Source organism: Paenarthrobacter sp. NPDC091711, from assembly GCF_044756605.1.
GTDB lineage: Bacteria > Actinomycetota > Actinomycetes > Actinomycetales > Micrococcaceae > Arthrobacter.
Window position 1 is genome coordinate 14,859 of record NZ_JBIVTF010000022.1, and the last position, 23,154, is coordinate 38,012.

Below are 23,154 nucleotides of genomic sequence, written 5' to 3' on the forward strand. Positions count from 1 at the left end.
TGTGGGTGGGGTGGAGCGAGTCGTGAGGAAACGGATTACGCTTCCTTGGAAATGACCTCTTTGGTGGACGTGGTTTCGTCCGGCTTGATCTCGTTGTTGTTTCGCTGGAATCCCTTGATCAGCATGCCCGTGATGGACCGCTTGCCCTGGGACTTGTTGTAGACATCGAAGGCGACTGCGGCCAGGAGCACCAGGCCCTTGATGATCTGGGTGAGGTCGGCGCCAACACCCAGGAGCTGAAGGCCGTTGTTCAGGACAGCCATCACCAGGCCACCTACGATCGAGCCGATCACGGTACCGACACCACCGGTAACGGCGGCGCCACCAATGAAGACGGCTGCGATGGCGTCCAATTCCCAACCGACGCCGTCGAACGGGCCGGATGCCGTGGAGCGGGCAACGAAGATCATGCCGGCCAGGCCAGCCAGGATGGACATGTTCATCATGACCATGAAGTTGACCTTCTTGGACTGGACGCCCGAGAGTTCGGCTGCGTGGCGGTTGCCACCCACGGCGTAGACGTGACGGCCGAGGACCGTCTTGTCAGCGATGAACCCGTAGATGAGGACCAAGACCGCGAGGATCAGGCCGGGGATGGGGAAGGAAGTTCCGGGGCGGCCGGTTGCGAACAGGTACGTTGCGTAAAGGATGGCACCGCAGATCAGGACCAGCTTGGTGACCTCAACCCAGAGCTCGGGAACGTCAGCGCCAAGGGCCTTGGCTGCTGCACGGGCACGCAGGGACATGATCACAACGAATGCTGCCGCCACAACGCCGATGAGCAGTGTGAGGTTGTTGAATCCGGTGTTAGGGCCGATCTCGGGCAGGTAGCCGGAACCAATGAATTGGAACTCCTTGGAAACCGGGATGGTGTTGGACTTGCCCACAAACTGGTTGAAGCCACGGAACAGGAGCATGCCGGCCAAGGTCACGATGAAGGCCGGGATGCCCACATACGCCGTCCATAGGCCTTGCCAAGCGCCGATCACCGCACCCAGAAGCAAGCCGAAGAGCACGCCTGCCCACCAAGGCAGGCCCCAGTCCCGCATGGCCAGGGCAACCGAAACGCCCACGAATGCTGCCACGGAACCCACCGAGAGGTCGATGTGACCGGCGATGATGACCAGGACCATGCCAATTGCCAGGATGAGGATGTAGGAGTTGCCGTTGAACAGGTTGATCACGTTGCCTGGGGTCAACGTGCGGCCCCCGGTGAAGATCTGGAAGAAGACGATAAGTGCCACCAGGGCGAAGATCATGCCGAACTGGCGGGTATTGCCACCAAATAGCTTCTTGAGCGCGTTCATTGTTTTGGTCCTTGTGTCAGGAAGGGGTCAGGCTGGGCCAACGGTCAGGCTGTCTTGCGGGCGGAAGTCATGAGCTTCATGAGGCTTTCCTGGGTTGCTTCGTTCTTGTCCAGGACACCGGTGATGGCGCCTTCAAAAATGGTGTAGATACGGTCGGACAGGCCCAGAAGCTCCGGAAGCTCCGAGGAAATGACAATCACTCCCTTGCCCTGGTTGGCGAGCCTCTGGATGATGCCGTAGATCTCGTACTTGGCACCCACATCGATTCCACGGGTGGGTTCATCCAGGATCAGAAGGTCCGGGTCAGTGAACATCCACTTGGCCAGCACCACCTTCTGTTGGTTACCACCGGAGAGTTTGGCAACGCCTTCCTCAACCGACGGAGTCTTGGTCCGCAGTGATTTCCGGTATTCCTCGGCTACGGAGAACTCCTTGCGGGTATCCACCACCGTGTAGTTGCTGATCTTGTTCAAAGCAGCCGAAACCGTGGTGGTCTTGATGTCGTCCAGCAGGTTCAGGCCCAGCGACTTGCGGTCCTCAGTGACGTAACCGAGCCCCGCATCAATGGCCGAACGGACGCTGCGGAGGTTGACCGGCTTGCCGTCCTTGTACACCTGCCCCTTGATGAAGCGGCCGTAGGAGTGGCCGAACAGGGACCGGGCAAGTTCCGTGCGTCCGGCACCCATGAGACCGGCGAAGCCAACAATTTCGCCCCGGCGGACGTAGAAGTTGGAGCCTTTGCAGATCAGGCGGTCCTGGATCTGGGGATGTCCCACGGTCCAGTCCTTGACCTCGAAGAAGACTTCACCGATCTTCGGCTCGTGATCGGGGAAACGGGACTCGAGAGTCCTGCCCACCATGCCTTTGATGATGCGGTCCTCGTCCACGCCATCGCGCTTGACGTTCAACGTTTCGATCGATTTACCGTCACGGATGATGGTGATCTCGTCCGCGATCTGTTCGATCTCGTTGAGCTTGTGGGAAATGATGATCGAGGTGATGCCTTTGCCTTTGAGGCCAAGGATCAGGTCCAGCAGGTGCTGGGAATCGGATTCGTTCAGAGCGGCGGTGGGCTCGTCCAGGATCAGCAGCCGAACGGATTTGTTCAGTGCCTTGGCGATTTCCACCAGTTGCTGCTTACCAACGCCGATTTCCTTGATGGGGGTGTCCGGGTCCTCCCGGAGGCCCACCCGGGCCAGCAGTTCCATGGAACGCTTGCGCGCTTCTGCCCAGTCGATCACACCCCACTTGGTGGGTTCGTTGCCCAGGAAGATGTTCTCCATGATGGACAGTTCCGGGATCAACGCCAGTTCCTGGTGGATGATCACGATGCCCGCTGCTTCGCTTGCGCGAATGTCCTTGAACTGCTGGGTTTCAGCCTGGTACACGATGTCGCCCGTGTAGCTTCCGTAGCCGTAAACGCCAGACAGGACTTTCATGAGCGTGGATTTACCGGCGCCGTTTTCTCCACAGATTGCGTGGATTTCGCCGGCCATCACGCGCAGGTTCACATTCGACAAGGCCTTCACGCCGGGGAATTCCTTCGTGATCGAGCGCATCTCCAAGAGGATGGGATCACCTTGCGTGTCGAGGGATGTCATCAGCCCTTACGCCTCCAATGCATGACTTCGTTGTCGGCCCCGCAATGGCGAGGCTGTCTGATGAAAAAGTAAACTGGATCACCCGTCTTGTCGTCAAGACTTGAACGCATGATCCAGCTAACGATTTCGTTACCTACCGGTAATACCGGCGTGTTGGAACACTAAAGCAGCCGCTCCAAGCGCTTCCGCTCGCGCCCCGAGGGAGGACATCGCCAGGTGCGTCGTCTCACCCACCACGGGCACGGCGTGACGCACCAGCCCCCTCCGGATGGGGTCCAAAAGAAGGTCGCCGAGGCCCGCCAGTGGGCCTCCGACCACGATGACTTCGGGGTTAATCAGGTTGGAGACGTTGCCCAGCGCGCGGCCTACCGCCAGGCCGGCGTCGTCCACTACGCGTTGGGTTGCAGAGTCGCCGGCGAGGCAGTTACGGACGATGTCCTGTGGCGTCAACAGTGCCTCCTGACCGCGCCCCAACAACTCGATCATGGTGGTGGTGGACGCTATCGTTTCGAGGCAACCCCTGTTCCCACAGCGGCACACCAGACCGTGCTCATGAATGGTTGCGTGGCCGATTTCGCCGGTGATGCCAACGTTGCCGTAGTAGGGGAATCCATTGAGGATCAGGCCGGCGCCGATGCCCGAGCCGATCTTGAGGAACATCAGATTTGAGACTCCGCTGTGCGGCCCCCAGGTCACCTCTGACAGGGCGCCCAAGTTCGCGTCGTTATCAACAAACACGGGGCAGTTCAGTGCTTCCTCCAGCCGATGGAGGATGTCGATTCCCACCCATTCGGGCAAGATGGCTCCCTGTGCCACGGTGCCGGATCGGCGGTCGATGGGGCCCGGGATGCCCGCGCCTGCTCCCACTACCGCAGTACGGTCGATCCCGTTCTCCTGGAGCAGTTTTTCAAGCAGCAGGACCGCGGCCTCGATGCCTTCCTCGGCCTGGTGACCCAGCGGCAACTCGATGTAATCCTCGGCAATGACGTGATAGCCCAGCGAGGCAAGGACTACCCGCAGGTGGCGCCGTCCGAAGTCGATTCCGACGGCGACCGCACCGTTGCTGTTCAGCCGAACGTTGGTTGCCCGGCGGCCGGAGCTCGTGGTCGGCTCCGTTGATACCAGCCCGGCATCCTGCATGATTTTGACGATGTTGGACACCGTTGCCGTGGAGAGTCCGGTCTGCCGCGAGAGCTCTGCCTGCGTGGACGGCCCGCTCAGCAGGCACTCGATGATGCGCTGTTGATTCAGGTGGCGCAGTGCGGACTGCGAGCCGGGTTTTCTTGGGTGGCTCTTCGTTGAGCGCTGCGTTGCGGACATGACAAGAAGATTGCCCCACAAACGAGCTTGTAGTCAAGAAGTGAACACAAGGAGTCAAGCATTGCCGACATACTCCAACGCAAGAACACCTGTCACGTACCCCTTGTGGGGCCCGTTATGCGTTCCAACTCCATGCTTTAGGGCGCAAAGTGGGCCTCGCAACGAGTGGCGGTGTGGGAGTGGGTGTTGTGGGGCCTGGTTTGCGCCCTAAGATCCCGGGTTGGCACGCAGAGCGGGCCTCGCAACGTGTGGGGATGCGTGCATTGCGTCCTGTTCCGGACAGATGCGGGTCCAATTGCCTCACCACCACCCTGCTTCACGCGCCTACGCTGGACATAAGAAACCTCCCGGGCGTGCGAAGCAGGCATCGGGATCAGGCGAAACCAAGGGGTAATGATGCTGCTCTCAGTCCTTCAGGCGAACGCTTCCGTCATGGACGTGGAGGCGAACCTGCGCACCATCGACGACGCCGCGCAGCGCGCCGCCCAAGCAGGGGCAGGCCTGCTCCTGACGCCGGAGTTGTTCCCCGTGGGATATGCCCCGCTGCGTCTGCATGCCGAATTGGACCCCGCCATTCTCCCGGACCTTCGCGAACGCCTGGCCACGATTGCCCGCATGCACAGGATTGGCTTGGTCTACAGTCTCCCGGCGCTGGCGCAGATTCAGGAGCAGCACGACGACGCCGCGCAGCCGCCTCACGCTGATGGCGCCTGGCACATCACGGCTACTTTGCTGGACGCGGAAGGCAACGAGGTGCTCAACTACGCCAAGGTGCACCTCTTCGGCCCGGAAGAGCACAAGGCGTTCGTGGCCGCCCAAGAACCTCCCGCCGTCGTGGACTTCAACGGAATCCGTACGTCGATGCTGATCTGCTACGACGTCGAGTTTCCCGAAGCCGTTCGTGCCGCCGCCACCAGAGGCGCCGAACTTCTGCTGGTGCCAACGGCCTTGTCTGCCGGTTTCGATAATGTCCCGCAGGTGCTCATCCGCGCCCGTGCGTTGGAGAGCCAGTTGAACGTTGCGTATGCCAATCACAGCGGGCACGAGGATGTGTACAACTTCCTGGGCGGCAGCGTGGTGGCCGGGCCGGACGGCTCTTTGCTTGCGGCCGCGGGGGAGTCCCCCACGCTGCTGTTCGCCGAGGTAGGCACGGAAGCGGTCAAAGCCGCGCGTGAGGAAGTTCCGTACCTGCGCGAACGCCGGCCGGAACTGTACGAGGAGTGGGAGCAGCGCGCCTAGTCGCCCGTTCCATCGGCAGGTAGACCAGCCACCAGCTCGTCCACGTACTGCAACGCGAACCACAACTCAGCACGCACCTGCGCCTGGTTGAGGTCCATGTCCAGCAGTTCGCCGAGCACGCCGATCTGCCGCCGCACACTGTTCCTGTGCAATCCCAGCAGCTTTGCGGAGCCGTCCCAGCTGCCGTTTTCGCTGAGCCATCCCCGCAGCACGCTCAACAGAGGGTCCCGACGATCGGCTTCCAGCGCGAGCACCGGCGCAAGGAGCCGCTCGGCCAGCAGGGTTCCGGCTTCACGCCCCAAAAGTCCGGCAACGGACCAGGTCACCTCATCCACGCGTGCGCTCTTGCCGGTGGTAACAACGCGACTCCGCAGTGAACTCGCCCGTTGGTAGGCGGCCGTCAGCCCGGTGAGTTCCGCGGGTTCGCCGATCACCAGCCGCCACCCCAGCTTCTCGACGTCAGCCAGCAGGGAGTCATCAACCTTCAGCCGGGTGATCGCAGCGAAGCCGTACTCGGTAATCTCTACGAGTTTGGTGTCGAACAGCCTCCGCCACTGCAGCAGCTCGCGGACGGGCCCGTCGTCGGCAGCACCGTCCACCCTGACGCCTTGAACCACCCGCATCTGTGCGGATCGGGTAGACGAGAGACTCTGCGCCACCAGGTCCTTGAGCCCGTTGACATGCTTGGTCCCGCCGGAGGTTATCGAGTCCGGGTGCAATAGAACCGCCGTGGCCAACTGGCTCGGAGCAAGCGAACCGCTGGTCCGCTGCCGCACCAACAGCTCCAGCAAGCCCACGGCCGACTGCACCACGCTGTTTTGGGCAGGAGTCAGGGGAGCATCCGAGCCGAGGATCAGGGCGCCCAGGTTGGCGTCCTTGGTACTCCGCAAAGGATGCCCGAACACCAGCGCCGATCCCGGTTGGTCAAAACCGTCCATTTCCACGCGCGGCCCGCTGCCGGTCAGCAACCGCTCCAGCATGGGCGCCAGCAAAGAATGCTCGACGCCGGTGCTGCCGCCGGCATGGTGCCCGCCGGTGCTGCCGCCGGCGTTGTGTCCACTGGTGTTATGCCCGCGGGCCCTGACCCGCCCGTCCGCGCCAACAAGGACAGCCCACACGGGCACCCGCTGAACAAGGGCCGCGAGCAGTTCGTGCTCCGGTCTGGGGGAGAGGACTGCCCGCATGAGTTGGCGATTGGTGTCTGCCAGTTGCCGGAAGACCCTCGCGTTGTCCGTTTCCAGGAGCTGCGAGAATTCCAGCCCGATCGCTGCGAACGGCAAGGATTCCGGAACTTCGAACAAGGTGAGGTTGTGCCGGCGGCAGGCATCCACCAAGACGTCGGGGACGGCGTCGAAATAGGGCCTGATCCCGAAGCCCAGCGCCGCCACCTTCGCCTCCACCAGCCGCTGGACGTAGGCATCCACCTTCGCCGCCGAGCCACCCTTCCCCAGGAAAGGCAGCCCGGCGGTCAGGAGAAACTCACCCTCCGGGAGGTAGGGCGTGGGGTCCTCCAGCTCACTGGGTTCCACCCACCGCAGCAGCGAGGCGCCGCTGCCGCCGTCGTGAAGCATTTTCAACTCCGGCGGCAACTGCTCCAGGAACTGTTCGAGCGTGACGAAACTCAGGCGGGCGGTGGCGGGCTCAGGCGACATTGCCCTGCCCGGCGGCGGCCGGCTCCTGGTAGTCGGGGCACCGGTACGCACTAGTCGCGTACGCCCGGGGGAGCCGGGGCGCAATCCTGTTGATGATCTCGTCCCCGTGGCTTCCGATCGCGGCACCCCAATCGTCGGCGCTCGCCGCCCCAGATGCCGGGTCGCCGAACAACACGGCGGTGTCGCCGACGTCGATTCCTCCTGCATCCGGTCCCAGATCCACCATGAACTGGTCCATGCACACCTTGCCGATCACGGGCACGCTGCGTCCTCCAATGTTCACCACGGAGCGGCCACTGATGCCCTTGGGGATGCCGTCCGCATAGCCGAGCGGGATGAGGCCGAGGTACCGGGGTTCGTAGGTGATGGCCTGGTGTTCGTAGCTCACGCCGGTGCCGGCTGGAACTTTTTTGACCATGACCAGCGGTGCCGTCACGCTGAGCGAGGGACGCAGTCCGAAGTCCGCCGGGTCCAGGTGATCAGCGGGGGCGAGGCCGTAGATGGCGAGCCCTGCGCGGACCATGTCGAAGTGGAATTCGGGCCGATCCAGGATGTTCGCGGAGCTGGAGACGTGCCGGAGTTCGGGGTTCAGCCCGGCTTCGTGCGCCTCGCGGACGGCGTCCTCGAACTCGGCCACGGCGGTGGCGTTCCCTGGATGTGCGGGGACGTCGGCCCAGGCCAGATGGGTCCAAAGGCCACGAACGCGCAGGGTCCCGTCCAGTTCGGCTTGCCGCGCCCGGGCCACGAGTTCGGCCCAATCTTCCTTGCGCGCGCCGCCGCGGCTCAGGCCGCTGTCCAGTTCCAGATGCACGACGGCGGGACGGCCAAGGCGCGCAGCGATGCCTTCCAGCACCTCAAGTTGGCCGACGCTCCCGAGGGACACATCGACGTCGTTTTCGAGGGCTTCAAGAATGGTGGCGCTGGTCTGGGATGCCAGATACAGCCACGAAAGGATGGGTAGTGTGATCCCCGCTTGCCGCAGGGAGATGGCTTCCGTGAGCTGGGCTGTTCCCAGCCAGTCAGCCCCTGCATCCACTGCGGTTCGCGCCACTTCCACCAATCCGTGGCCGTACGCGTTTCCCTTTACCACGGCCATGAAATACGGGGCCTTGGTGCGCTTTTTCAGGGCTTTGACATTGTCTGAAATCGCGGACAGGTCCACGGTGACCTGTCCCGAAAGGGCCGCCGGGGCAGCCACTTGATATTGTGCATTACGTCTCATGGTTGAACACTATAGGTCATTTTGCACCGCGGTGAGAGGTGGCTCACATGCCAGTCTTGTGGAGGGGAAATCGAAACTACTTTGAAGGGACGTCAAGGGTGACTGTGCCTGTGAACACCGAAAATTCAGCGGCGCCGGCCGTCGCGAGGCCAAGCCTCGGGGCTCAGCTTTTGCGCCGCAAGCCCATTGGCCAGATGGTCAGTGAAGCCGGAAGCAGCGAGGGCGGTACGCCTCTGGTCCGCAGCTTTGGCGTCCTCCAACTGACCATGATCAGCGTGGGCGCCACGCTCGGCACCGGCATCCTGGTGATCCTTGGTGAGTCCGTTCCGCTGGCAGGCCCGGCTATTTGGATCTCCTTCGTCATCGCCGGCCTCGCAGCGCTGCTCTCCGCTGTGTCCTACGCGGAAATGGCGGGGCTGGTCCCCGTGGCAGGCTCCAGCTACTCCTACTCCTACGCCACCATGGGCGAGGGCATGGCTTGGATCTGTGGGTGGTGCCTCGTGCTGGAGTACGCAGTCTCCGTGGCCGCGGTAGCCGTTGGTGCTGGGCAGTACGTCAATGAGACGCTGGCGGCCTTTGGACAGTTCCTTCCGGACGCCGTGAGCCAGCCGCCCGGCGACGGCGGCGTGGTGAACCTCCCTGCGATGGTCATCGTGGTGCTGGCCATGATTCTTCTGGTGCGCGGTGCCCGTGAGAGTGCGTGGATCAATACGGCCATCGTCATCATCAAGGTGGGCATTCTGATCTTCTTCTGCGCCGTGGCGTTCACGGCCTTCAATGCAGGTAACTTCGAGCCACTCCTGCCCATGGGTGCAGCCGGCGTTTCCGCCGCAGCCTCGAGTGTCTTCTTCTCTTACATCGGCTTCGATGCCGCCTCCACCGCGGGCGAGGAAGCCAAGAACCCCAAGCGGGACCTGCCCCGGGCCATCATGCTCTCCATGGTGATCGTCACCAGTATTTACGTCCTTGTTGCCGTGGCAGCCATCGGCGCCCGGCCGTGGAACTGGTTCGACGGTACCGAAGCTGCCCTCGTGCAGATCCTCCACGAGATCACCGGCCAGCCGTGGATCGCTTTGGTCTTTTCCATCGGTGCTGTGCTTGCGATCGCCAGCATTGTGCTGACGGTTCTCTACGGCCAGACCCGCATCATGCTTTCCATGTCCCGCGACGGCATGGTGCCCAAGGTCTTTGGCCGTGTGTCCCGCCGTACCGGCACGCCGGTGGCTGGGACGCTCATCATCGGTATCGCTGTTGCCCTCACCGCAGGCTTGGTCCCGCTCGGCGCCCTGGCTGACGCAACCAGCATCGGCACACTCTTCGCTTTCGCGCTGGTGAACGTCGCGGTCATCTACCTCCGGCGCAACCGTCCCGATCTTGAGCGGAGCTTCCGGGTCCCGCTGTATCCCATCACGCCGATCCTGGGCACGTTGATGTGTGCCTACCTGATGCTCAACCTGGGCGCCGACACCTGGATCACCTTCGGCGTGTGGATGCTCGTGGGCATCGCCATCTACTTCGGCTATGGACGCCGGAACTCCAAGGTAGCCGCGCTCAGCGAGCAGGACTACCGTGAATTAACCACCAGGGCCGTGAGCCCGGAACCTGTGAAAGCAGAAAACTCATGACCATCGCCACTGAACTCCCTGTCCTCGATAAACCAGACGCATCCGCGGACGCCGCTGGAGCGCCCATCACCATGCTGAACCCGGACTTCCCGTTCAGCTACGACCACTACCTGGCACACCCGGACGGTTTGGGCGCTGTGCCCGAGGAGCTGTACGGAACGGAAGTGGCCATCATCGGTGCCGGCCTGTCCGGGCTGGTCACGGCGTATGAACTCATGAAGCTCGGCCTCAAACCGGTCATCTACGAGGCCGACCAGATCGGTGGGCGCCTTAGGACAGCAAGCTTCCCCTCGGCTCCCGGTGTGGTGGCCGATCTCGGTGGCATGCGGTTCCCGGTGTCCGGCAAGGCCTTCTACCACTACGTGGACCTGCTCGGCCTGGATACCAACGAGTTCCCCAACCCCATGGCGCCGGCCACGTCCAGCACGGTGATCGAGCTCGCGGGCAAGAAGCACTACGCCACCACGGCCGACGAACTGCCGGAGTTCTTCCGCGAAGTGGCCGACGCCTGGAAAGCCGCCGTCAACGATGGTGCTGCCTTCGCTGAAATGCAGGAGGCCATCAAGGCCCGCGATACCAAGCGGATCAAAGAACTCTGGAACGCGCTCCTGCCTGAGTTGGATGAGCAAACCTTCTACGGCTTCATTGCGGCCAGCAAGTCCTTCAAGGAGGCCGGCTTCGCTCACCGGGAAGCGTTCGGCCAAGTGGGCTTCGGCACCGGTGGTTGGGATACCGACTTCCCCAACTCCATCCTCGAAATCCTCCGCGTGGTCTACACCGACGCCGACGACCAGCACCGCTCCATTGCGGGAGGAGCGCAAAGGCTCCCCGAGGCACTCTGGAACCACGCGCCGTCGGGCCTTAAGCACTGGCCGGAAGGCACCTCGTTGGCTTCCCTGCACTCCGGTTCGCCGCGCGGAGCCGTGGACAACATCCGCCGGGCGGAGAACGGGGACCTCCTGGTCCGCGAGAACTGGGGGCGCGAGGCCAGGTACCAAGCCGTGGTGACCACCTGCCAGTCCTGGCTGCTGTCCACGCGCATCCACACCGAGGAAGCGCTGTTCCCAGCCGAGTTGTGGACCGCGATCGAGCGCTCGCACTACATGCAGTCGTCCAAGACGTTCGTGATGGTGGACCGGCCGTTCTGGAAGGACATCGATCCCGAGACCGGCCGCGAGGTCTTGTCCATGACCCTCACCGACCGCCTCAACCGGGCAACGTACTTGCTCGACGACGGTCCGGACAAGCCCGCTGTGATCCTCCTGTCCTACACATGGAATGATGACGCCCTGAAATGGCTTGCGCTCACCGCCGAGGAACGCGTGAAACTCATGCTGCACTCCTTGGAGCAGATCTACCCGGGCGTGGACATTTCAAGCCACATCATCGGGCAGCCGATCACGGTGTCCTGGGAAGCGGACCCCAACTTCATGGGCGCGTTCAAGGCCAACCTGCCCGGACACTACCGGTACCAGCAGCGCTTGTTCACGCACTTCAAGCAGGACCAGCTGGCGGAGCACCAGCGCGGAATCTTCCTCGCGGGGGACGACGTCTCCTTCACCGCCGGATGGGCCGAGGGTGCCGTGACCACGGGCCTGAACGCCGTGTGGGGAGTGGTGAACCACCTGGGTGGCGCATCCGCTGCCGGCAACCCGGGTCCGGGTGACCTGCTGGATGAGCTCGGCCCGATCTCACTGGACTGATCTCCTTTTATACGTTGCGAGGCCCGCTCTGCGCCCCAAACCCTCGGGTTAGGACGCAGAGCGGGCCTCGCATTTGGCGTTAAGCGTGCATTTCCCTATGTGCCGCAGCGAGTTCCTTGTAGTGGGCAGCGTTGTGCTTGACGCCCTCAAACTCCTCATCGGTCAGTTCACGGCGGACCTTGGCTGGTACTCCGGCCACTAGGGAGCGGGGCGGTATGACCGTGCCTTCAAGAACCACAGCGCCGGCAGCAATGAGCGAGCCAGATCCGATCACCGCGCCGTTGAGGATGGTGGCGCTCATGCCGATGAGGCAGTCGTCCTCCACAGTGCAGCCATGGACCACAGCGCTGTGTCCCACGGAGACGCGCTCGCCCACAGTGCAGGGGAACCCGGGGTCGGCATGGAGGACCACGTTGTCCTGGAGGTTGGACCCTGCGCCGACGCTGATCGCGGCTGTGTCGGCTCGAACGGAGACGCCGTAGAAGGCGCTGGAGTCCTCGGCCAGGGTGGCCTTGCCGATGATGGACGCAGTGGGTGCCACGAAGGCGGTTTCATGGATGGCCGGGGTATCTCCGGCAAAAGTGTAAGAGGGAGCCATGGCCCCAGCCTATTCCCAAGTAGGTCGCAGATCAGGCCGTTCTCAGCGCTGGGAACGACCTGATCTGCTACTCAGTTGGGTGCGGGTCAGTTGGGTGCAGGGGTGCGGAAGACAAGGAATTGGTAATGCTGGGACCAGTTTCCCGCGCCCGGCCCCGACTCCGTGCCTACGCCTTCCGGCCACGTCTGGAAGTGTTCCACCGAGCCGTGTTCGCCAAAGATCCTATGCACGGTATCGTCGCTGCGGCGGCTGAAGAAACGCTGCGGTTCTTCAAGGTCTTCAGGGTTAAGGACTTCGCAGTCCTCACCTGACCAGAGCCCGACGGCGATTGGCGCACCAGGTGCGGTGACCCGCACAAGTTCGCGGACGACGTCGCGAATTCCGCTGTTGGGGACATGAAGGAGAGTGCTCATGGTCCATGCAGCATCAAACACTGAATCCGGAAACGGCAGGCTGCGCCCGCTTGCTACTGAGGCGTCGAGCCCTGCCGAGCACGCCACATGCACGCTTTCCGGTGACAAATCCACGCCCGTGTAATGAATCCCGGCGCGGACGAACTCCAGGCCCTCCACCCCTGTGCCACAGCCGAGCTCCACCAACGAATGACGATGTTCGGACTTCAACAGACGGACAAACCATTCCCGGCGTTCAATCCGGTGCGGGGTCAGGGAGCGGGTGTTCCGGACGGCAGCATGGCGGTTGTAGTAAACCGCCAGGTCAGCTTCGTGATCGGCCTCGGGGATGCCGTGCATACCCTCAGCATAGGAGCGGTGCTAGTTGAACACCACGGTGCGGGTGCCGTCCAGGAGGACCCGGTGTTCGGCGTGCCACTGGACCGCCTGAGCCAGCGTGCGGCCCTCCACATCGCGGCCCATCTGGACGAACTGGGCCGCCGTCCGGGCATGGTCCACGCGGATGACTTCCTGCTCGATGATCGGCCCCTCGTCGAGGTCGGCCGTCACATAGTGGGCGGTGGCGCCGATGATCTTCACCCCTCGGGCGTGCGCTTGGTGGTAAGGCTTGGCACCCTTGAACGAGGGCAGGAAGGAGTGGTGGATGTTGATGGCCTTGCCGTTCAACTCCGTGCACAGATCGTTGGAGAGCACCTGCATGTACCGGGCGAGGACGGTGAGTTCAGCATCGTGTTCGGCGATCAGCTTCAGCAGCTGAGCCTCGGCCTGTGGCTTGGTTTCGGGGGTCACCGGAATGTGGTGGAACGGGATGCCGTAGAACTCTGCCAACGGCTCAAGGTCGCGGTGATTGGACACGATGGCCGGAACGTCAATAGGCAAGGTGCCGGTGCGCTGCTGGAACAACAGATCGTTGAGGCAGTGGGCGTCTTTGGAGCACAGGATGATGGTGCGGACCTTTTCGCCCACGGGGTTGATCTGCCAGGTCATCCCGAAGGATTCGGCCACCGGCCGCAGGGCCGCAGCCAGTTCCGCCTGGGAGCTCGACGTCGTTGCCTCCACCCGCATGAAAAAGTTGCCAGTGCTGGGGCTTCCGTACTGCTGGGAGTCGGCAATATTGCAGCCGGCCTCGAGGAGGGCTCCGGCTACCGCGTGGACAATGCCGGGGCGGTCGGGGCAGGAGAGTGTTACAACGAAAGCGGTGGAGTCAGTCACACGATCAAGCCTACCTGTGCCGCGTTGTTGTACTGTTAACGGGTCGCAACTGGCGTTGGGTGGACTACCACCAGGGAGCGGCAATCATGAAGACCACGGATCGTACGCCTGGGCCGAGGGTCATGTCTTACCGTTGCACGCACGTGACCGATCCCTCCGTCAAAAAGGGGACGCGGGAATGCTGCTGCCGGTAGCCTGACCTGTAGCACCACCCGTTGCCTAGCCAGGAGATTTCCGTGACTACCACAACCACTTCCGCGTCTGTCAGCAACCAGTCGCTCGCCGATCTCGATCCCGAGATCGCAGCAGTCCTCAACCAGGAACTTGGCCGCCAGCGCGGCACCCTGGAAATGATTGCGTCCGAAAACTTCGCACCCCGCGCCGTCATGGAAGCCCAGGGATCGGTCCTGACCAACAAGTACGCCGAGGGCTACCCGGGCCGCCGCTACTACGGCGGTTGCGAGTACGTCGACGTCGCCGAGCAGCTTGCGATCGATCGCGTCAAGGAACTCTTCGGTGCTGAGTTCGCCAACGTCCAGCCGCACTCCGGTGCGCAGGCCAACGCTGCCGCTCTCTCCGCCATGATCACTCCCGGCGACAAGATCCTGGGCCTGTCCCTGGCACACGGTGGGCACCTGACCCACGGCATGAAGCTGAACTTCTCCGGCAAGCTCTACAACGTAGCTGCTTACCAGGTTGAAGAAGACAACTTCCGGATCGACATGGACAAGCTGCGCGAGCAGGCCATCGCCGAGAAGCCGCAGGTCATCATTGCCGGCTGGTCCGCGTACCCGCGCCACTTGGACTTCGCTGCCTTCCGGTCCATCGCCGATGAAGTGGGCGCCCTCCTCTGGACGGACATGGCGCACTTCGCCGGCCTGGTTGCAGCAGGGCTGCACCCGAGCCCGGTGCCGTACTCCGACGTCGTCACCTCCACGGTCCACAAGACCCTGGCAGGTCCCCGTTCCGGTGTGATCCTTGCCAAGCAGGAGTGGGCCAAGAAGCTCAACTCCAGCGTTTTCCCGGGCCAGCAGGGTGGGCCGCTCATGCACGTCATCGCCGCCAAGGCCGTTGCCTTCAAGATTGCCGGCAGTGAAGAGTTCAAGGAACGCCAGGAGCGCGTCCTTGAAGGTGCCAAGATCATCGCCGACCGCCTCAACCAGTCCGATGTCGCCGAAGCCGGCGTCTCGGTCCTCACCGGCGGTACCGATGTGCACCTGGTCCTGGTTGACCTCCGCAACTCGCAGCTTGACGGCCAGCAGGCCGAAGACCTCCTACACTCCGTGGGCATCACCGTGAACCGCAACTCTGTTCCGTTCGATCCCCGCCCGCCGATGGTCACCTCCGGCCTCCGCATCGGTACGCCTGCCCTGGCTACCCGCGGATTCGGTGCCACCGAGTTCACCGAGGTTGCCGAGATCATCGCCACCGCGCTCAAGGCCGGTTCCTCGGCAGACGTCGAGTCGCTGCAGGCCCGCGTGGACAAGCTCGCCGCTGACTTCCCGTTGTACCCGCAGCACGAGCAGTGGTAACCCGCGCTTCCGCGGATAAGTAACGCATCACCCGGGCATTGAACCGGAGCCAACGGGATCCGCCGCCACACCTTCGGCGGTGGGTCCCGTTGGCATGAGCCAACAGGTCACCCACCAGAAAGAGCAGATGGAATGACACAGTCCACCGCACAGATCCTCGACGGCAAGGCCACCGCCGCCGCCATCAAGGCAGAACTGACCACTCGCGTTTCCGTCCTGGCCGCCAAGGGAATCGTCCCCGGTCTGGGCACCATCCTGGTGGGCTCGGACCCCGGCAGCACCTGGTACGTCGGCGGCAAGCACAAGGACTGCGCCGAGGTGGGCATCCAGTCCATCCGCCGCGACCTCCCTGAGGACATCAGCCAGGAAGACCTCCTCACGGTTGTCCGCGAGCTCAACCACAACCCGGAATGCACCGGCTACATCGTCCAGCTTCCGCTGCCCAAGCACATCGATCAGGACGTCATCCTGGAGGCCATGGACCCTGAGAAGGACGCCGACGGCCTGCACCCCATGAACCTTGGCCGCCTGGTGGCCAATGTCAACGGCGAAATGAAGTCCCCGCTGCCCTGCACACCCAAGGGCTGTGTGGAGCTGCTCCGCCGGCACAACATTGAACTCAAGGGCAAGCGAGTCCTGGTGGTTGGCCGCGGCGTGACCATCGGCCGCCCGATTGGCCTCCTGCTGACCCGCAAGGAAGTCAACGCCACGGTCATCCTGGCCCACACCGGAACGGTGGACCTGCCCGCAGAACTCAAGCAGGCCGACGTCGTGATTGCCGCTGCCGGTGTGCCGCACATGATCAAGGCTGAAGACCTCAAGCCGGGCGCCATAGTGCTCGACGTCGGCGTCAGCCGCGTGGACGATGGCAACGGCAAGGCGGTTGTCACCGGAGATGTGGACCCGGCAGCTGCCGACGTCGCCGCTTGGCTGTCCCCGAACCCGGGCGGCGTGGGTCCGATGACCCGCGCCATGCTGCTCGCGAACGTTGTGGAGAGCGCTGAACGCCAGGCAGGCATCGCCTAGGGTTACTCGGACTTTTCCATTTCCAGCGCCCCAATTTCGGGGGTTCCCTGCGAAACATGCCGTGCGCACGGCACGAACAGCAGGGAACCCCCGAAATGGGGCAGGGCGTACTCCTCCGGGAGTAGGCACCCTGCTCCAATAACCCGACGACAGACCCGGGGACCAAAGCTAGGCTCTGTGTATGCAGCCCCGTTCCCCTGAGCCCACGCGGTATCCGGGGCCACCGCACATCGCAGGCCCCCGGCGTTTTGCCGGCCCGCCCACCAGTTTCATCGTCATTACGGTGGCTGTGATCCAGGTGGTGGGGACGCTGTTCTCCGCAAGCCACCAAAACGCGCCACGCCCCCTGGATGCCCTCGCGATCCTCCTGCTCCTGGCCGGGCCGGTTGGCCTGGCGTTCCGGAAGCGCTCACCGCAAGTGATGCTGCCTGTGGCTCTCGCTGCCACCGGAACCTACCTGGCTTTGGGCTACGCTTGGGGGCCGATCGTGTTGTCCTTGGCGCTGGCCATCGTCTTGACCGCTGCGGCGGGGCTGCGCTGGCAGGCGTGGGCGGGGGCGGGGATAGCAGCGGCCGCCGTGATCACAGGTGCCGCCCTGACCGGCGATGAAAACTGGCCCGTGCGGGCGTCCGCCGGCGTCGCCTGGGCTGCGATCCTGGTCCTGATAGGGCAAGGATTCCGACGCCGGAGCGAACGTTTTGCAGAATACCGGCGGCGCCGCGAGGAAGCACAGAAGGCGGAGCGAGACGAGTACAGGCTCACCCTTGCCCGGGACATTCACGATGTGGTTGCTCATTCCCTGTCCATGATCAACGTCCAGGCATCAGTTGCCTTGCACGTGGGAGCGGACGATCCGGAAAAGCTACGGCCAGCGCTGGAAGCGATCAAGGCCGCCAGCAAGGAGTCGCTCACCGAGGTCCGCCAGCTTCTAGGCGTGCTGCGCGAGGATGTCCCCCTGGCGCCGGCCGCGCGTCCTTCACTGGCCAGGCTCCCTGAACTCATCAACACCGCGGAGCTCGGCGGGCTGAAAGTGACGCTGCAGGACCTGTCGAACCCCGAAACGGTGGGGGAGGCCCAGCACGAGGCCGCCTACCGGATCATCCAGGAAGCGCTGACCAACGTCGGTAGGCACTCGGGTGCCCGATCCGCCGTCGTGCGTGTTGTCCAAACCGCGGGGGCACTGGCCGTGACCATAGACGACGACGGCGGCGGTATGCGTGGCGCGCTCCCCGGCAACGGGCTGACGGGGATGCGGGAGAGGGCGGTGGCCTTAGGCGGGACGCTCACCTTGCAGGAACTGGAGCCGGGACTGCGCGTCGAAGCGATCTTGCCCATACATTACGAAGGAACCCGCCCGTGATCCGCATCCTTCTGGCCGACGACCAAACCCTCATCAGGGCAGGATTCCGCGCGCTCCTGGACTCTGAACCAGACATGGAGGTGGTGGCAGAGGCCGGCACTGGTCGCGACGCCGTTCGCCTGGCAACACGGGACAAGCCGGACGTCATCCTCATGGACATCCGCATGCCGGACGACGACGGCCTCACCGCCAGCCGCAAGATCCTGGGGGACCCGAACCTGGCCGGAACGCGCATCATCATCCTCACCACCTTCGAACTCGACGAGTACATTGCCGAAGCCGTCCGAGCCGGCGCCGCAGGGTTCCTGGTCAAGGACACCGAGCCCGCCGAACTGATCCGGGCAGTCCGGGTGGTCCATGACGGCGATGCGTTGTTATCGCCCTCGGTGACCCGGCGCATCATGGCCCAGCTGGCATCGCAGAGCCGCGCGGCAGCTAAAGTAGTGCCGCTGGAGCAGGTGACGGACCGGGAACGGGAAGTGCTGGCGCTGGTAGGCGAGGGCTTGAACAATGCCGAGATCGCAGAACGGCTCTTCATCACACCCCTCACGGCCAAGACCCACGTCTCGCGCATCATGACCAAATTGATGATCCGCGACCGCTCACAACTGGTGGTGTTGGCCTACGAATCCGGGCTGGTGAAGCCCGGATGGAGCAGTTGACCCGTCAAGGGCCACTCCTGACGGAGTAGGCTGACGCGGCAAGTTCACTCCCGAGGGCGGACGCCTCGCCAGCGGCATCAGAGAAGACTCGAACCAGAGCCGAAAGACGGTTCACGCCGGGCACCGGCGGAGAGAGTTTGGATCACTGACATGTTCACCGCATTCACTTCAATTGTTGGGGAGCCCACAACGCTCGGGGGAGCGCTGGCGCAGGTGCCGGCCGCCGTCGCCATGCATGGTCCGTGGGGAGACGGCGTCGCTTGGCCGTTCTTCCTGCTGTTCCCGCTGTTCTGGATCCTCGTGATCGGTTTGTTCATCTTCATCGCACGCAGGACGTGGCGCCGCAATCATCACTGGGCCGCGACACAAGGCGCAGAGGGCGTACTTCGTGAGCGCTATGCACGGGGAGAGATTGATGAGACCGAGTTCCGTCAGAGGCTGGAGGTACTGCGCTCGCAGCCCGGCAGCTGACAGATCACCTCGCCGAAACGGGAGGGCTCTTGCAAGAATATCTGCAAGAGCCCTTTCACATGTCAGTGGGCGCTACTAGTCTGCTGAGGGTGCACAATGAAGCAATCCGCTCCGCAAACCCTTCAGAAGCGTCGCAATCCGGCGTGGACGTGAACCGACCAACCGTCATCAGCGCCCGTAACCTCACCAAGAGCTACGGCGATCTCACTGCCGTGGACAACATCTCCTTCGACGTACCGGCGGGGGAGTCCTTCGGGCTACTGGGACCCAACGGCGCCGGCAAGTCCACCACCATGAAGATGATCGGCGGCGTCTCCCAACGCACGTCCGGCTCGCTGACCATCATGGGCTTGGACCCCGAATCCCACGGCCCTGAGGTCAGGGCGCATCTGGGTGTGGTTCCGCAGCAGGACAATCTCGACGAAGAGCTCAAAGTCCGCGAGAACCTGATCGTCTACGGCCGCTACTTCGGCCTGCCACTGAGCTACTTAAAGCCGAAAGCCGATGAGCTCCTGGAGTTCGCGCAGCTGACGGACAAGGCCAATTCCAAGGTGGATGCACTCTCCGGGGGCATGAAGCGGCGGCTCACTATTGCGCGGTCGCTCATCAACGAGCCACGGATCCTGCTCTTGGACGAGCCCACCACCGGGCTGGACCCGCAGGCTCGCCACATCCTCTGGGACCGCCTGTTCCGGCTCAAGGAAAGTGGTGTGACCCTCATTCTCACCACGCATTACATGGACGAAGCTGAGCAACTGTGCGATCGCCTGATCGTGGTGGACAAGGGCCGCATCATGGCCGAGGGCTCGCCGGCTGCCCTGATTCGCGAGCACTCGTCGCGCGAAGTACTCGAGCTCAGGTTCGGGTCCGAGCGGAACGCGACCATCGGCGTCGAACTTCAATGCATCGGCGAGCGGCTGGAAACGCTGCCGGACCGCGTGCTCATCTATGCGCACGACGGCGAGGCTGCCCTGGAGCAGGTCAGTGCCCGCGGGTTGCGACCCGTGACGTCGCTGGTACGCCGCTCGTCGCTGGAGGACGTGTTCCTTCGGCTGACCGGCAGGAGCCTCGTTGATTAGGCGACAGTTGACTGACTCCGCGAACAAACCAATGACGACGTCGGCGCCTCCGTTGCGGGCCCACTCACCTGAGGTTTCGGCTGCCCGCGCGCGCCGGTGGGGTGCCTTCTTCTACGCGGAGCAAGTGCTTCGTGTCATGCGCAACTACGGTTGGTCCGTGGTCCTGTACAGCGTGGGACAGCCGGTGGCGTACCTGTTCGCCATGGGAGTGGGGCTGGCTAGCCTGGTGGATGCCAACAGCGAGGCTGCGTTCGGGGGCGTCAGCTACCTGGAATTCGTGGCTCCGGCATTGCTGGTTTCCGCGGCTGTGATGACGGCGTCTGGAGAGTTTTCCTACCCCATCATGGACGGCTTCAAGTGGCGCAGGGTGTTCTACGGCCCGCATGCTTCGCCGTTGATTCCGCAGCAGATCGCCAGCGGCCACATCATGGCCAGCTCCTTGCGGTTTCTGTTGCAATCGGTGGTCTACTTCGTGGTGGTGGCCATGTTTGGTGCTTCACCGAGCCCGTGGGGATGGGTGTCGGCCATCGTGGCAACGGTGGCAGCGCTGAGCTTTGGTTTGCCGCTGATGGCCTATGCCGCAAGCATCACCCAGGACAAGGGGCAGTTCGCCTTGGTTCAGCGCTTTATTGTGATGCCGCTGTTCCTGTTCTCGGGGACGTTCTTCCCTCTGGATTCGCTGCCGATCGCGGTGCGTTGGATCGGCTGGATATCACCGGTGTGGCATGGAACCGAGCTGGGCAGGGTCTTCACGTATGGCATGGATCAGGACCCGTTGCTGACCATCACGCATGTGGTGTTCCTGCTGGCCACGGCAACTGTGGGCTGGGTGCTTGTCCGGCGCCAGTTCGTCAAAAGGATGGGCTCATGAGTGTCCTGACTGGTGGCCACAGCGCCACGGACCTTGCCCGGGAGCGGAAATTCGGTTCCCTGTACTCCCGCAATGCGAAGGCTGTTGTGGGCCGTGGGCTCATGGCGGCCAAGTCCAGCACGTGGCTGGTGATGGTGTCCGGTTTCTTCGAGCCAGTGTTGTTCCTGCTGGCCATGGGCGTGGGCATGGGCTCGATTGTGGGAACGGTTCAGGGGCCGGGCGGCGAGGAGATCAGCTACGCGGCCTACATTGCCCCCGCGCTGTTGGCGGTCTCTGCCATGAACGGGGCCATTTACGACTCCACGTGGAATGTCTTCTTCAAGATGAACTTCGCCAAGCTCTACCAGGGGATGCTCTACACATCATTGGGTCCTCTGGACGTAGCCATTGGAGAGATCTTCCTGGCCCTCCTGCGCGGGCTGCTGTATGCCACCGGATTCACGGCCGTCATGGGGGTGATGGGGTTGCTGACCAGTTGGTGGGCCATCCTGGTGATTCCCGCCTCGGTGTTGATCGCGTTCGGATTTGCGAGCTTCGGGATGGGTATCACCAGCTTCATGAAGACGTTCCAGCAGATGGACTGGATCAACTTCTTCCTGTTGCCCATGTTCCTGTTCAGTGCCACGTTCTACCCGCTCAGCGTCTACCCGCAGGTCATCCAGTGGTTCATCCAGGCAATGCCCCTCTGGCACGGCGTGGAGTTGTTGCGGCAGATCAGCGTTGGCTCGTTCAGTCCTGCCACAGCCATTCATGTGGGGTACTACGTGGTGATGATCGCCCTCGGCATCATGCTGACCACCGGAAGGCTGCGCCAGCTGTTCCTCAAATGATGGAGTTTTTGTACAGCTAATGCCCCTAAAACGGCGTCTTAGGGGCATTAGCTGTACGAAAACTTAGGCCGTCTCGATCTCGGCCATGGTCAGCTTGGCGTTGTCGCGCAGGCCCCAGGAGCAGAGACCCATCACGGCCAGCGCGGAGACGGTGTAAATCACGACGCCGATCGGGTCACCGTGGGTTGCTATCAGCAAAGCCGTGGCCACGGTGGCTGCCGTACCGCCACCCAGGGCTGAGCCGATCTGGTAGCTGGCCGAGATGGCCGAGTAGCGCGATGCTGCCGGGAACTGTTCACTCAGGAAAGCGGGAAGGGGCCCCTGCGGCACCGTGTTCAGTGCGCCGCCCAACGTGAACATCAGCAGGGCCAGCCACCCCGTGTGTGTCTCGATGGCGGGAAAGAACGCCAGGAAGTAGATGATGAGCATCGCTGCGCCGCCCACCATGACCGGTTTGCGGCCGATCTTGTCCGAAAGGATTGCGGCGAGGGGTGCGGAGATGACGCTGGCTACGGCACCCCATAGCTGGAACTGCAGCGATTCGCTGCCCGTGTAGCCGTGCTGGATCACGTAGGACATGAGGAACACGGTGGCGATATAGGTGAAGGTGTTGTAGCCGTAGCTCACGCCGATGGACATCAGGATCCGGCGGGGGTGCGACTTCATGACAGCGAGCAGTGGAATGCGGGGTGTCTCCGTAGTGGAGGGCCTCTCGTCCTGCGGGAGCGTCAAACGCGCCACCAGGCCAGCCACTACCAACAGGCCACCGATCCAGAACGGGACACGCCAAGCGAAACCGGTCACGTCGCCGCCGGCAACTGCGTCCGTCAGAGAGAACACGCCGGAGCCCAACAGCACGCCCAGCCCGATGCCCATGCTGGTGAAACTGCCCCAGAAACCGCGTCGGCCTGCAGGTGCCGCTTCGATTCCCACCAGGGCAGCCCCGCCCCATTCGCCGCCGGCTGAGAACCCCTGGACCAGGCGCAAAACAATCAGCAGAAGGGGAGCTGCCGCACCGATTGAGTCCGCGCTGGGGAGGCAGCCGATCAGGAACGTGCTGCTGCCCATGAGCAAGAGTGTCAGGATCAGGATCTTGCGCCGGCCGAGGCGGTCCCCGAAGTGACCCAGGACTATGCCGCCCAAGGGACGGGCCAGGAAGCCTGCACCAAAGGAGGCGAATGCCACCAATGTCCCGGTCAGCGGGTCGAGGCTGGGGAAGAAGACTTGCGGGAACACCAATGCGGCGGCCAAGCCGTAGATGGTGAAGTCATAGAACTCCAACGCGGTTCCAAAGCAGGAGACAAAGAAGGTGCGCAGGGCGGATACGGAGCGCTTGGCCGGAGGATCATGCGGTTCCAGCGCGACGTCGGGCCGAAGGGATGGTGGCATGGAGGTGCCTTTCGTGTGAGTAGTGGTGCGGGTGGTTGGGGA

20 protein-coding genes are annotated in these 23,154 nt (G+C 63.2%); 11 read left to right on the forward strand and 9 right to left on the reverse strand.

Features of this window, described 5'->3' with window-relative positions; genetic code table 11:
• Positions 1-35 precede the first annotated feature (35 nt).
• From mmsB to ACIQH5_RS21065, 3 genes are all read right to left on the reverse strand, one after another.
• Positions 36-1,307 carry a multiple monosaccharide ABC transporter permease gene (mmsB, locus tag ACIQH5_RS21055; RefSeq protein WP_400407370.1) on the reverse strand — a complete coding sequence of 424 codons (1,272 nt, stop codon included), beginning with the start codon at positions 1,305-1,307 and terminating at the stop codon, positions 36-38.
• Between the two features lie 44 nt (positions 1,308-1,351).
• Positions 1,352-2,908 carry a multiple monosaccharide ABC transporter ATP-binding protein gene (gene mmsA / locus ACIQH5_RS21060; protein ID WP_024820036.1) on the reverse strand — a complete coding sequence of 519 codons (1,557 nt, stop codon included), beginning with the start codon at positions 2,906-2,908 and terminating at the stop codon, positions 1,352-1,354.
• A 129-nt stretch (positions 2,909-3,037) separates the two neighbouring features.
• Positions 3,038-4,228 (reverse strand): ROK family transcriptional regulator, encoded by a 1,191-nt coding sequence (locus ACIQH5_RS21065; protein ID WP_400407372.1) that lies wholly within the window; start codon positions 4,226-4,228, stop codon positions 3,038-3,040.
• Between the two features lie 393 nt (positions 4,229-4,621).
• Here ACIQH5_RS21065 and ACIQH5_RS21070 point away from each other — a divergent pair, with 393 nt between their 5' ends.
• A complete protein-coding gene (locus ACIQH5_RS21070; RefSeq protein ID WP_400407374.1) occupies positions 4,622-5,467 on the forward strand; it encodes a carbon-nitrogen hydrolase family protein in 846 nt (281 codons plus the stop codon).
• Here ACIQH5_RS21070 and ACIQH5_RS21075 read toward each other — a convergent pair.
• Together ACIQH5_RS21075 and alr are read right to left on the reverse strand one after the other, a co-directional pair.
• Positions 5,464-7,119: a PucR family transcriptional regulator ligand-binding domain-containing protein gene (locus ACIQH5_RS21075; RefSeq protein WP_400407376.1), complete on the reverse strand. Its 1,656-nt coding sequence runs from the start codon at positions 7,117-7,119 to the stop codon at positions 5,464-5,466. The genes ACIQH5_RS21070 and ACIQH5_RS21075 overlap by 4 nt on opposite strands.
• On the reverse strand, positions 7,109-8,341 hold the full coding sequence (gene alr, locus ACIQH5_RS21080) for an alanine racemase (RefSeq protein WP_400407378.1): 1,233 nt from the start codon (positions 8,339-8,341) through the stop codon (positions 7,109-7,111). Before alr ends, ACIQH5_RS21075 begins: the two co-directional genes overlap by 11 nt.
• Before the next feature lie 110 nt (positions 8,342-8,451).
• Here alr and ACIQH5_RS21085 point away from each other — a divergent pair, with 110 nt between their 5' ends.
• Both ACIQH5_RS21085 and ACIQH5_RS21090 read left to right on the forward strand, forming a co-directional pair.
• Positions 8,452-9,966, forward strand: a complete 1,515-nt coding sequence (locus tag ACIQH5_RS21085) for an amino acid permease (RefSeq protein WP_400407380.1) — start codon at positions 8,452-8,454, stop codon at positions 9,964-9,966.
• Positions 9,963-11,669 carry a flavin monoamine oxidase family protein gene (locus ACIQH5_RS21090; protein WP_400407381.1) on the forward strand — a complete coding sequence of 569 codons (1,707 nt, stop codon included), beginning with the start codon at positions 9,963-9,965 and terminating at the stop codon, positions 11,667-11,669. Before ACIQH5_RS21085 ends, ACIQH5_RS21090 begins: the two co-directional genes overlap by 4 nt.
• Before the next feature lie 79 nt (positions 11,670-11,748).
• Here ACIQH5_RS21090 and ACIQH5_RS21095 read toward each other — a convergent pair whose 3' ends face one another.
• The 3 genes from ACIQH5_RS21095 to purU all read right to left on the reverse strand — a co-directional run bounded on the left by ACIQH5_RS21095 (position 11,749) and on the right by purU (position 13,892).
• Positions 11,749-12,267, reverse strand: a complete 519-nt coding sequence (locus ACIQH5_RS21095; protein WP_377667444.1) for a gamma carbonic anhydrase family protein — start codon at positions 12,265-12,267, stop codon at positions 11,749-11,751.
• Between the two features lie 86 nt (positions 12,268-12,353).
• The gene (locus ACIQH5_RS21100) at positions 12,354-13,019 is read right to left on the reverse strand and encodes a class I SAM-dependent methyltransferase (RefSeq protein WP_400407384.1); all 666 of its coding nucleotides are present in this window, start codon (positions 13,017-13,019) and stop codon (positions 12,354-12,356) included.
• Between the two features lie 21 nt (positions 13,020-13,040).
• Positions 13,041-13,892 carry a formyltetrahydrofolate deformylase gene (gene purU / locus ACIQH5_RS21105; RefSeq protein ID WP_400407386.1) on the reverse strand — a complete coding sequence of 284 codons (852 nt, stop codon included), beginning with the start codon at positions 13,890-13,892 and terminating at the stop codon, positions 13,041-13,043.
• 236 nt (positions 13,893-14,128) lie between these two features.
• Here purU and glyA point away from each other — a divergent pair, with 236 nt between their 5' ends.
• The 8 genes from glyA to ACIQH5_RS21145 all read left to right on the forward strand — a co-directional run bounded on the left by glyA (position 14,129) and on the right by ACIQH5_RS21145 (position 21,723).
• Positions 14,129-15,424, forward strand: a complete 1,296-nt coding sequence (glyA, locus tag ACIQH5_RS21110; RefSeq protein ID WP_400407388.1) for a serine hydroxymethyltransferase — start codon at positions 14,129-14,131, stop codon at positions 15,422-15,424.
• A 132-nt stretch (positions 15,425-15,556) separates the two neighbouring features.
• Positions 15,557-16,450 carry a bifunctional methylenetetrahydrofolate dehydrogenase/methenyltetrahydrofolate cyclohydrolase gene (locus ACIQH5_RS21115; protein ID WP_400407390.1) on the forward strand — a complete coding sequence of 298 codons (894 nt, stop codon included), beginning with the start codon at positions 15,557-15,559 and terminating at the stop codon, positions 16,448-16,450.
• Between the two features lie 181 nt (positions 16,451-16,631).
• Positions 16,632-17,810 (forward strand): sensor histidine kinase, encoded by a 1,179-nt coding sequence (locus ACIQH5_RS21120; RefSeq protein ID WP_400407392.1) that lies wholly within the window; start codon positions 16,632-16,634, stop codon positions 17,808-17,810.
• Positions 17,807-18,472 (forward strand): response regulator, encoded by a 666-nt coding sequence (locus ACIQH5_RS21125; RefSeq protein WP_400407394.1) that lies wholly within the window; start codon positions 17,807-17,809, stop codon positions 18,470-18,472. Before ACIQH5_RS21120 ends, ACIQH5_RS21125 begins: the two co-directional genes overlap by 4 nt.
• A gap of 150 nt (positions 18,473-18,622) precedes the next feature.
• Complete coding sequence (locus ACIQH5_RS21130) at positions 18,623-18,943, forward strand: SHOCT domain-containing protein (protein WP_400407396.1); 321 nt, start codon at positions 18,623-18,625, stop codon at positions 18,941-18,943.
• Between the two features lie 149 nt (positions 18,944-19,092).
• A complete protein-coding gene (locus ACIQH5_RS21135; RefSeq protein ID WP_400407424.1) occupies positions 19,093-20,022 on the forward strand; it encodes an ABC transporter ATP-binding protein in 930 nt (309 codons plus the stop codon).
• 31 nt (positions 20,023-20,053) lie between these two features.
• The gene (locus ACIQH5_RS21140; RefSeq protein ID WP_400407425.1) at positions 20,054-20,893 is read left to right on the forward strand and encodes an ABC transporter permease; all 840 of its coding nucleotides are present in this window, start codon (positions 20,054-20,056) and stop codon (positions 20,891-20,893) included.
• A complete protein-coding gene (locus ACIQH5_RS21145; RefSeq protein ID WP_011773963.1) occupies positions 20,890-21,723 on the forward strand; it encodes an ABC transporter permease in 834 nt (277 codons plus the stop codon). The genes ACIQH5_RS21140 and ACIQH5_RS21145 overlap by 4 nt, the downstream gene beginning before the upstream one ends.
• 63 nt (positions 21,724-21,786) lie before the next feature.
• On the opposite strand, the gene ACIQH5_RS21150 is transcribed toward ACIQH5_RS21145, so the two are convergent.
• Positions 21,787-23,112, reverse strand: coding sequence for an MFS transporter (locus ACIQH5_RS21150; protein WP_400407399.1), 1,326 nt, complete (start codon positions 23,110-23,112; stop codon positions 21,787-21,789).
• Between the last annotated feature and the right edge of the window lie 42 nt (positions 23,113-23,154).

What these genes read in the sequence shown, in the direction of transcription:
- mmsB (WP_400407370.1), bottom strand. Translation starts at nt 1,307, where the DNA reads ATGAACGCGCTCAAGAAGCTATTTGGTGGCAATACCCGCCAGTTCGGC.
- mmsA (WP_024820036.1), bottom strand. Translation starts at nt 2,908, where the DNA reads ATGACATCCCTCGACACGCAAGGTGATCCCATCCTCTTGGAGATGCGC.
- ACIQH5_RS21065 (WP_400407372.1), bottom strand. Translation starts at nt 4,228, where the DNA reads ATGTCCGCAACGCAGCGCTCAACGAAGAGCCACCCAAGAAAACCCGGC.
- ACIQH5_RS21070 (WP_400407374.1), top strand. Translation starts at nt 4,622, where the DNA reads ATGATGCTGCTCTCAGTCCTTCAGGCGAACGCTTCCGTCATGGACGTG.
- ACIQH5_RS21075 (WP_400407376.1), bottom strand. Translation starts at nt 7,119, where the DNA reads ATGTCGCCTGAGCCCGCCACCGCCCGCCTGAGTTTCGTCACGCTCGAA.
- alr (WP_400407378.1), bottom strand. Translation starts at nt 8,341, where the DNA reads ATGAGACGTAATGCACAATATCAAGTGGCTGCCCCGGCGGCCCTTTCG.
- ACIQH5_RS21090 (WP_400407381.1), top strand. Translation starts at nt 9,963, where the DNA reads ATGACCATCGCCACTGAACTCCCTGTCCTCGATAAACCAGACGCATCC.
- ACIQH5_RS21095 (WP_377667444.1), bottom strand. Translation starts at nt 12,267, where the DNA reads ATGGCTCCCTCTTACACTTTTGCCGGAGATACCCCGGCCATCCATGAA.
- ACIQH5_RS21100 (WP_400407384.1), bottom strand. Translation starts at nt 13,019, where the DNA reads ATGCACGGCATCCCCGAGGCCGATCACGAAGCTGACCTGGCGGTTTAC.
- ACIQH5_RS21115 (WP_400407390.1), top strand. Translation starts at nt 15,557, where the DNA reads ATGACACAGTCCACCGCACAGATCCTCGACGGCAAGGCCACCGCCGCC.
- ACIQH5_RS21120 (WP_400407392.1), top strand. Translation starts at nt 16,632, where the DNA reads ATGCAGCCCCGTTCCCCTGAGCCCACGCGGTATCCGGGGCCACCGCAC.
- ACIQH5_RS21130 (WP_400407396.1), top strand. Translation starts at nt 18,623, where the DNA reads ATGTTCACCGCATTCACTTCAATTGTTGGGGAGCCCACAACGCTCGGG.
- ACIQH5_RS21140 (WP_400407425.1), top strand. Translation starts at nt 20,054, where the DNA reads ATGACGACGTCGGCGCCTCCGTTGCGGGCCCACTCACCTGAGGTTTCG.
- ACIQH5_RS21145 (WP_011773963.1), top strand. Translation starts at nt 20,890, where the DNA reads ATGAGTGTCCTGACTGGTGGCCACAGCGCCACGGACCTTGCCCGGGAG.
- ACIQH5_RS21150 (WP_400407399.1), bottom strand. Translation starts at nt 23,112, where the DNA reads ATGCCACCATCCCTTCGGCCCGACGTCGCGCTGGAACCGCATGATCCT.